Origin of the sequence: Bacteroides sp. HMSC067B03, assembly GCF_001811315.1 — a bacterium.
In the GTDB taxonomy this organism is placed as follows: domain Bacteria; phylum Bacteroidota; class Bacteroidia; order Bacteroidales; family Bacteroidaceae; genus Bacteroides; species Bacteroides faecis.
The window spans coordinates 1-8,163 of the sequence record NZ_KV804352.1 but is presented as its reverse complement, the minus strand read 5'-3'; the positions used below and the strand labels follow the sequence as shown (position 1 = coordinate 8,163).

The 8,163-nt window shown below is 38.6% G+C and carries 4 protein-coding genes; all 4 read left to right on the top strand.

The annotated features are described in order from the left end of the window. Window positions 1–155 precede the first annotated feature (155 nt). The 4 genes from HMPREF2794_RS11360 to HMPREF2794_RS11345 are packed head-to-tail and all read left to right on the top strand — an operon-like array spanning window position 156 to window position 8,068. Window positions 156–1,712, top strand: coding sequence for an IPT/TIG domain-containing protein (locus HMPREF2794_RS11360; RefSeq protein ID WP_029425219.1), 1,557 nt, complete (start codon window positions 156–158; stop codon window positions 1,710–1,712). A gap of 16 nt (window positions 1,713–1,728) precedes the next feature. Then, entirely contained in the window at window positions 1,729–4,851 is a 3,123-nt protein-coding gene (locus HMPREF2794_RS11355) for a SusC/RagA family TonB-linked outer membrane protein (RefSeq protein WP_022301405.1), read from the top strand. A 15-nt stretch (window positions 4,852–4,866) separates the two neighbouring features. Continuing rightward, window positions 4,867–6,984 carry a RagB/SusD family nutrient uptake outer membrane protein gene (locus HMPREF2794_RS11350; RefSeq protein WP_010536209.1) on the top strand — a complete coding sequence of 706 codons (2,118 nt, stop codon included), beginning with the start codon at window positions 4,867–4,869 and terminating at the stop codon, window positions 6,982–6,984. 22 nt (window positions 6,985–7,006) lie between these two features. Further along, complete coding sequence (locus tag HMPREF2794_RS11345; protein ID WP_022301406.1) at window positions 7,007–8,068, top strand: DUF4973 domain-containing protein; 1,062 nt, start codon at window positions 7,007–7,009, stop codon at window positions 8,066–8,068. Window positions 8,069–8,163 lie beyond the last annotated feature (95 nt).

Here is an 8,163-nt window from a genome sequence, read left to right as displayed (position 1 = left end):
ACTGGTATGATACAAAAACTAATCAGATGACTGGTTTCAAGGCTCGATCGGTGATTGGAGGACATTGGATGAAGGTACTTATGGGTAAAATGAAATAAGGCATTTAATTTTTAATATACTTATTATTAACTAAAATGAAAAACATGAAATGTAAAATGAAAAAAGTATTGAAGGAATGGCAGTGGACATTACTGGCATTATTCACAATTTGCATTTATAGTTGTAAAGACGATGAAAATGTAGAGACTGAAACCTTTGATCCATCAAAGCCTGTAGTAATTTCTGATTTTACCCCGAAAGAGGGAGGAGCCTATCAGAAGCTACTGATTTATGGTGAAAACTTCGGTACAGATGCTTCGAATGTAAAAGTGAAGATCGGAGGTAAAGAAGCTATTGTTATTAATGTAAAAAGTACTTATGTCTACTGTTTTGTTCCTTCGGGAGCTTTTAGTGGTGAAATTGAGATCACTGTAGGGGAAGGAGAGAATTCAGTAACAACGACTGCAAGTACTGCTTTTAGTTATGAGAAAAAGATGGTGGTAGGTACGCTTTGTGGCTATCGCAATAATCGTGACGATCAAGGTTGGAGAGATGGACCATTTGATGGACCGGAAGGTGTCAAATGCTGTGGATTTAGTGATAACGGACGACTAGCTTTTGATCCGTTGAATAAGGATCATTTGTATATTTGTTACGATGGACATAAAGCTATACAGTTGATCGATTTGAAAAACCGCATGCTTTCTTCTCCATTGAATATCAATACTATCCCTACTAACCGTATACGAAGCATTGCTTTCAATAGAAAGATAGAAGGATATGCTGATGAGGCGGAATATATGATTGTAGCTATTGATTATGACGGTAAAGGAGATGAAAGTCCTAGTGTGTATATTATTAAACGCAATGCGGATGGTACATTCGATGATAGGTCTGATATACAATTGATAGCTGCTTACAAGCAATGTAATGGAGCTACTATTCATCCAATCAACGGAGAATTGTATTTCAATAGTTATGAAAAGGGACAAGTATTTCGTTTAGACTTGGTTGATTACTTCAAAACTATTAAGAAGGGGGAAAGCTGGGATCCTATAGTAAAGAACAACCCTAATACTTTTAAGCAGTTATTTACTATTGCTGATCCAAGTTGGGAATTTCAGATATTCATCCATCCTACTGGAAAGTATGCTTATTTTGGTGTGATTAACAATCATTATTTCATGCGTTCCGACTATGACGAGATAAAAAAGGAATTTATTACACCGTATAATTTTGTCGGGGGATATAAACAGTCAGGCTATAAGGATGATGTAGGAACCGAGGCCCGTATGAATAATCCTTGTCAAGGAGTATTTGTGAAAAATCCAGATTACACTGGTGAAGAAGAGTATGATTTCTATTTTGTAGATCGATTAAACTTCTGTGTTCGTAAAGTAACTCCAGAAGGCATCGTATCGACCTATGCGGGGCGAGGAGCGTCAACTTCCTTAGCTGACGGCAACCAATGGGGAACTGATGATGGTGACCTACGAGAAGTGGCTCGTTTCCGTGATGTAAGTGGACTTGTTTACGATGATGCGAAAGAAATTTTTTATGTACATGATCAGGTGGGACATACTATTCGCACTATTTCAATGGAGCAAGAAGAGAATACAGCCGGTGACGAGAATATGCCGGAAGATGAATCAACAGTGGAATCTAACGAATAAACACATTTATCAGATTATGAAAAAATATTTAGCCATTTTTTTGTTGATGCTAGTTGTCCCATTGACGATTTCAGCACAACAAACAATAACCGTGACTGGTACGGTTACCGACACACAAGATGAGCCGATGATTGGTGTTAATATCACTGTAAAGGATGTAGCCGGTTTGGGGACCATTACAGATATCAATGGTAATTTCTCTATAAAAATGGAACCTTATCATCGATTAGTCTTCTCATACATCGGATACGATGATGTAGAAGTACTTGTAAAAGAACAGCATACTGTTAATGTCAAGATGAAAGAGTCAGAGGCCAGCGTACTGGATGAGGTTGTAGTAACTGGTATGGGGGCACAGAAAAAACTGACAGTGACGGGAGCCGTAACCAATGTGAATGTGGGAGATTTAAAACGTTTCCCTACCTCCAATATGTCTAACGCCTTGGCCGGTAATGTTCCGGGTATTATTGCCCGACAAACTTCCGGACAACCAGGAAAAAGTACTTCTGAGTTTTGGATACGTGGTATTTCTACTTTTGGAGCGAGCTCAAGTGCTTATATTTTAGTGGATGGTTTTGAACGTAGCAGTTTGGACGAACTTAATATTGAAGATATCGAATCATTCACTGTGTTGAAAGATGCGTCAGCTACTGCCATTTATGGTTCTAAAGGTGCAAATGGTGTAGTATTGATTACAACTAAACGTGGTAAAGCTGGAAAAATCAATATTGACGCCAAGGTAGAAACTTCTTATAATACTCGTACTATCACTCCGGAGTTTGTAGATGGTCTTTCGTACGCCAGTCTGATGAACGAAGCATTAGTGACTCGCAATTTAGGAATGGCTTATCAACCGGAAGAGTTAGAGTTATTTCGCACACAAATGGATCCGGATTTCTATCCGAATGTAGACTGGATGGATTTGATCCTAAAAAACGGAGCATGGAGTTATCGTGCTAACTTGAACATGAACGGCGGTGGTAACACTGCTCGTTATTTTGTTTCTGCAAGTTATACGGAGGATCAAGGTATGTATAACACAGACCAAACGTTACGTGATGATTACGATACAAACGCCAACTATAAAAAGTGGAATTATCGTATGAATGTTGACATAGATATCACCAAATCGACTTTATTGAAACTAGGTATAGCCGGTTCATTAGCCAAACGTAATAGTCCGGGACTGGCCGATAACGAGATGTTATGGGGGATGCTTTTCGGATACAATCCTATTGCAACGCCTGTATACTACTCCAATGGATACGCGCCTATTTCCCACCGGGATAATGTAAACAAACTTAATCCATGGGTTGCATCTACACAAACTGGATACAATGAAGACTGGCAGAATAATGTGCAAACTAATGTTACATTAGAACAAAATTTTGATTTCATTACCAAGGGATTGAAGTTCGTAGGACGTTTTGGTTACGATACAGACAATAGTAACTGGATTAATCGTCATCGTCAACCTGATTTGTATAAAGCAAACGGACGCAGACAAGAAACGGGAGAGATTATTTATGAGAAAATGTTCCCGGCATATGACATGACGCAATCAAGTGGTAGCTCTGGTAAACGCCGTGAATTTCTTGATTTACTGTTAAGCTGGGAACGTGCTTTCGGAAATCATCATGGGGGAGTTACCTTCCGTTATACACAAGATAGTGAGAAACGGACAGTAGATATTGGTACAGATATTAAGAATGGAGTATCAAAACGTAATCAAGGGTTAGCAGGACGATTTACTTATAACTGGAACTATCGTTACTTTGTTGATTTCAATTTTGGTTATACCGGATCAGAAAATTTTGCACCAGGAAATCAATTCGGTTTCTTTCCGGCTTTTTCTCTTGCATGGAACGTTGCCGAAGAGTCATTTGTTAAGAATAACCTGAAATGGATGAATATGTTTAAAATACGTTACTCTCACGGTAAGGTAGGTAATGACAATATTGGAGATAATAACCGTTTCCCATACTTATATACTATAGCTACTACAGGATATAACAGCGAAGGAAAGCCTAATTATGTATATAACTGGGGATTTGGTGATTATGGAAAATCATTCATAGGAACTCGTTACACTCAGATGGCTTCTAATGGTATTACTTGGGAAGTTGCGACCAAGGATGACTTGGGTATTGATCTTTCTTTATTTAATGACAAATTTACAGCGACAGTTGACTATTTCCACGAAAAACGTACAGGTATTTTTTTAACACGTGAGTTCTTACCTGAAATTACAGGTCTTGAGAGCAAACCTAAAGCGAATGTAGGTGAAGTGAAATCTCAAGGTTTTGATGGTAATTTTGCTCTTAAGCAGAAGTTGGGTGAGGTGGATATGACTATTCGTGGGAATATAACCTATAGTAAGAATGAGGTACTTGAAAAGGATGAAGAGAATCAAGTCTATTCTTATTTATATCAAAAAGGGTATCGTGTAGATCAAGTTAAAGGACTGATAGCTGAGGGATTGTTTGCTGATTACGATGATATTCGTACCAGCCCGAAACAAGAGTTCGGTACAGTGCAGCCTGGAGATATCAAATATAAGGATGTAAATGGTGATGGTGTTGTAAACGATAATGACAAAGTTGCTATTGGTGCTACTACCACTCCGAACTTAGTATATGGTATAGGAGCATCTTTCGCATGGAAAGGAATTGATGTAAATGTTCATTTCCAAGGAGCCGGTAAATCCACTTTCCCTATTTATGGTAAATGTGTATATGCATTCAGCGAAAGTGACTGGGGAAATATCTTTAAAGATATGATAAGTGATCGTTGGGTAGATTCAGAGACTGCTGCCAAACTGGGATTGCATGCTAATGAGAACCCCAATGCAACATATCCGCGTTTAACTTATGGGGAAAATAAAAACAACCAACAGACCTCTACTTATTGGATGCGTGATGGTCGATATATTCGTTTAAAGAATTTGGATATTGGTTATACTTTGCCCAAAAGCATAGTTAACAAACTGCACTTCAATAATATTCGTATCTATATTGCAGGTTCAAACTTGATTACATGGTCTAAATTCAAAACATGGGACCCGGAAACTGGCAATCCGCGTGGTGAAGCTTATCCGCTAACCAAATCAGTTACTATGGGTTTATCAGTTAACTTATAAAAATACTAAGAGATTATGATAAAGAAGATTTATATGTTATTATTAACCGTGTTAGGGATGGGAGCAATTTCTTCTTGCTCTGATTACCTGAATTCGGAGAAATATTTTAAGGATCGTCTGACACTGGAGAAAACTTTCGAAAGCAAGGATCATGTGGAAGAATGGTTAGCTTATGCTTTCTCATTTATAAAAAATGAAAACTATGAGGTGACGACTAAAGGGCCTAGTGAGAATTCGTTTTGTTTTTCAGACGATATGTATTATGGTGACCGAGATAAGACAATCGATGCAACAAAGAATGAACTGTCATATAATATGTTCAAGTTAGGAGAATATGATGAGAACACTTATAATGTTGGTGCATGGGGGGCATGTTACAAAGGGATTTTCCAAGCGTCAGTATTTATCCATAATGTTGACCGGTGCCAAGAGATGGCTGATTGGGAAATACTAGATTACAAGGGACAGGCTCGTTTTGTTCGCGCTTACTATTATTGGTTGCTTTTACGTCGTTATGGCCCGGTACCTATTATGCCGGATGAAGGAGTGGATTATACCCAGAGCTATGACCAAATTGCCACTCCACGTAGTTCATACGAAGAAGTGGCACAATATATCAGTGACGAAATGCTACAGGCTACTAAAGAGTTACAATATGATCGTCGTACTGATAATTATGCTATAGGCCGACCCACCCGTGGAGCTGCATTGGCAGTTCGTGCTTATGCGCTGATTTTTGCAGCTAGTCCGTTTGCTAATGGAAATAATGATGAATATGCGCAGCAATTGGTAGATGACGAAGGGCGTCGTTTGCTTTCTTCCGAATATAGTGAAGAAAAATGGGCAAAAGCTGCTGCCGCTTGCCGTGATGTCATCGATTTAGATGTTTATGAGTTGAATATTGTAAATAAATCCACATCTGATAATGGGCCTTCTGAGCGTCCGACTGTTACTCCACCGGCTGATGGTGAGTTTTCCAAGCAACCTTGGCCAAAAGGATGGACAAATATTGACCCGCTCAGATCATATCGTACTATCTTTGATGGAACTATATTACCTGCAAACAATAAAGAACTGATATTTACACGTGGGGCAACCAATATAGATATGTTGGTACTTCATCAAATGCCCAAAGATGATGGAGGCTGGAACTGCCATGGCATGACACAGAAAATGCTGGATGCATATTATATGAATAATGGTAGTAATGAGCCGGGCATGAACTCTATGTATCAAGGAGTAGCTAATTATCAAGGTATTGTAGATACTCGTGAACGTAGAACTGGGTTTACTGATTTGCAGGACTTGAAGGATAATAAATATCCGGAATTAGGTTGGAAATATGATCCGAAGAAAGGAGATAATGATCAGGCTAAAACTGGGATGAATGTTTCTTTGCAATATGTAGAGCGTGAACCACGATTCTATGCTTCTGTTGCTTATAATGGCTGTACATGGTATTATTTGAGCCAGACTGAAAGCAAACCTGCAGATGTAAATCAACAGGTTTGGTACTACTTTGGAAGTTCCGATGGTTATCGTAATGACGGTTTCTACTTGCGTACAGGTATAGGAATTAAAAAGTTTGTTCATCCCAACGACTATCCGGGCAATTATGTTGCGAAAGCTGAAACTGCAATTCGCTATGCAGATATTCTACTGCTTTATGCAGAAGCATTGAATGAGTTGACTGGAACATACAATATACCTTCTTGGAATGAGGCGACAACTTACACTATCAGCCGTGATAAAGAACAAATGGAAAGAGGTATTCATCCGGTACGTATTCGTGCGGGGCTGCCTGACTATCCAGATGAATTTTATCTGCAGAGCGGGGTTGATGATATGCGTAAAGCTTTAAAACGTGAACGTATGATAGAGTTAATGGGCGAAGGAAAACGTTACTTTGACATTCGTCGTTGGAAAGATGCACCAATAGAAGAATCTCTGCAAATATACGGTTGCAATGTCTTTGTTGGCGAAGCTAAGAGAGACGAATTCCATTCGGCAATTCCTGTTTACAATCTTCCGTCTACGTTCTCAGAGAAACTATGGTTATGGCCTATCAAACATAGTGAATTGAAACGTAATTCGCGTTTAACACAGAACCCAGGATGGACAATGTATGATTAATTCTAAACATAAAGACTTATATATGAAAAAAATATATACTTTGGCAGCTTTGGCTGCAATGACAATGTTGGGAACTTCCTGCAATTCAGAATGGGAAGATGAACAATATGAACACTACATTTCTTTCAGTTCACAACTGGATAGTAAGGGAGTGACGAATATATATGTACCTTATAGTCGCCATGATGCAGAAGGAAATTATGCTGAAGGAGGAGAAGGGAGATCCAATTATCAGTTGCCAATACTTGTTAGTGGCTCTACCGACAATCCAAGTAATGTCACTGTACACGTAGCACATGATGCTGATACATTGAATATTTTGAATTACGCTCGTTACGCTACACGTACAGAACTATATTATGAGGATATGGGAGCAGAAGGATTGGCATACGCTTCGTATCCAGAATCTCTACTGATAAAAGCGGGAGAAAATAAAGGTTTGCTGGATCTTAAATTTGATTTTCGCAACATTGATATGTCAGAGAAATGGGTACTTCCATTGCAGATTGTAGACGACGCGTCTTACAACTACGTAGCTCATCCGCGTAAAGACTATGCTAAGGCAATATTGAGAATCTTCCCATTTAATGATTACTCTGGCGATTATTCTGGTACAGGAATAACCAACAAGGTGGTGACGGGATATGATGGAGATGGTAAACCGATAGAAACAGCAGAATCTATCACAAAATCGTCAATAAGAGGATATGTAATAGATGAACAGACTATTTTTACGTATGCAGGAATAGTAGATGAGGATTATACAGACCGTAGAAAGTATAAAATTAAATTTACCTTTAATGGCGAGACGAATGGTTCGGTTACTATTTCCTGTGATAATGCAGAAGAGATTGGATTTGAATTAAACAAGGACGTGACTCCTTCATTTCGTATTTCTTCATCAATGGATGACGCTAAGCCCTATCTGGAACACCGTTATGTAATAATTAATAATGTTGACTATTATTTCAATTATATACCAGTGGAAGGCACCATCATTCGCTATCATGTAAAAGGTACATTAACATTATCACGTGATATCAATACTCAGATTCCAGACGAAGATCAAGCAATCGAATGGTAGTTCCTTTTAATTGCTAATCTAATGAATCAAGAAGAGGGTGAAGTTCAAGTTATTATTAAAGAAAAGGGGCTGTGTCAAAACTAAGGCACATCCCC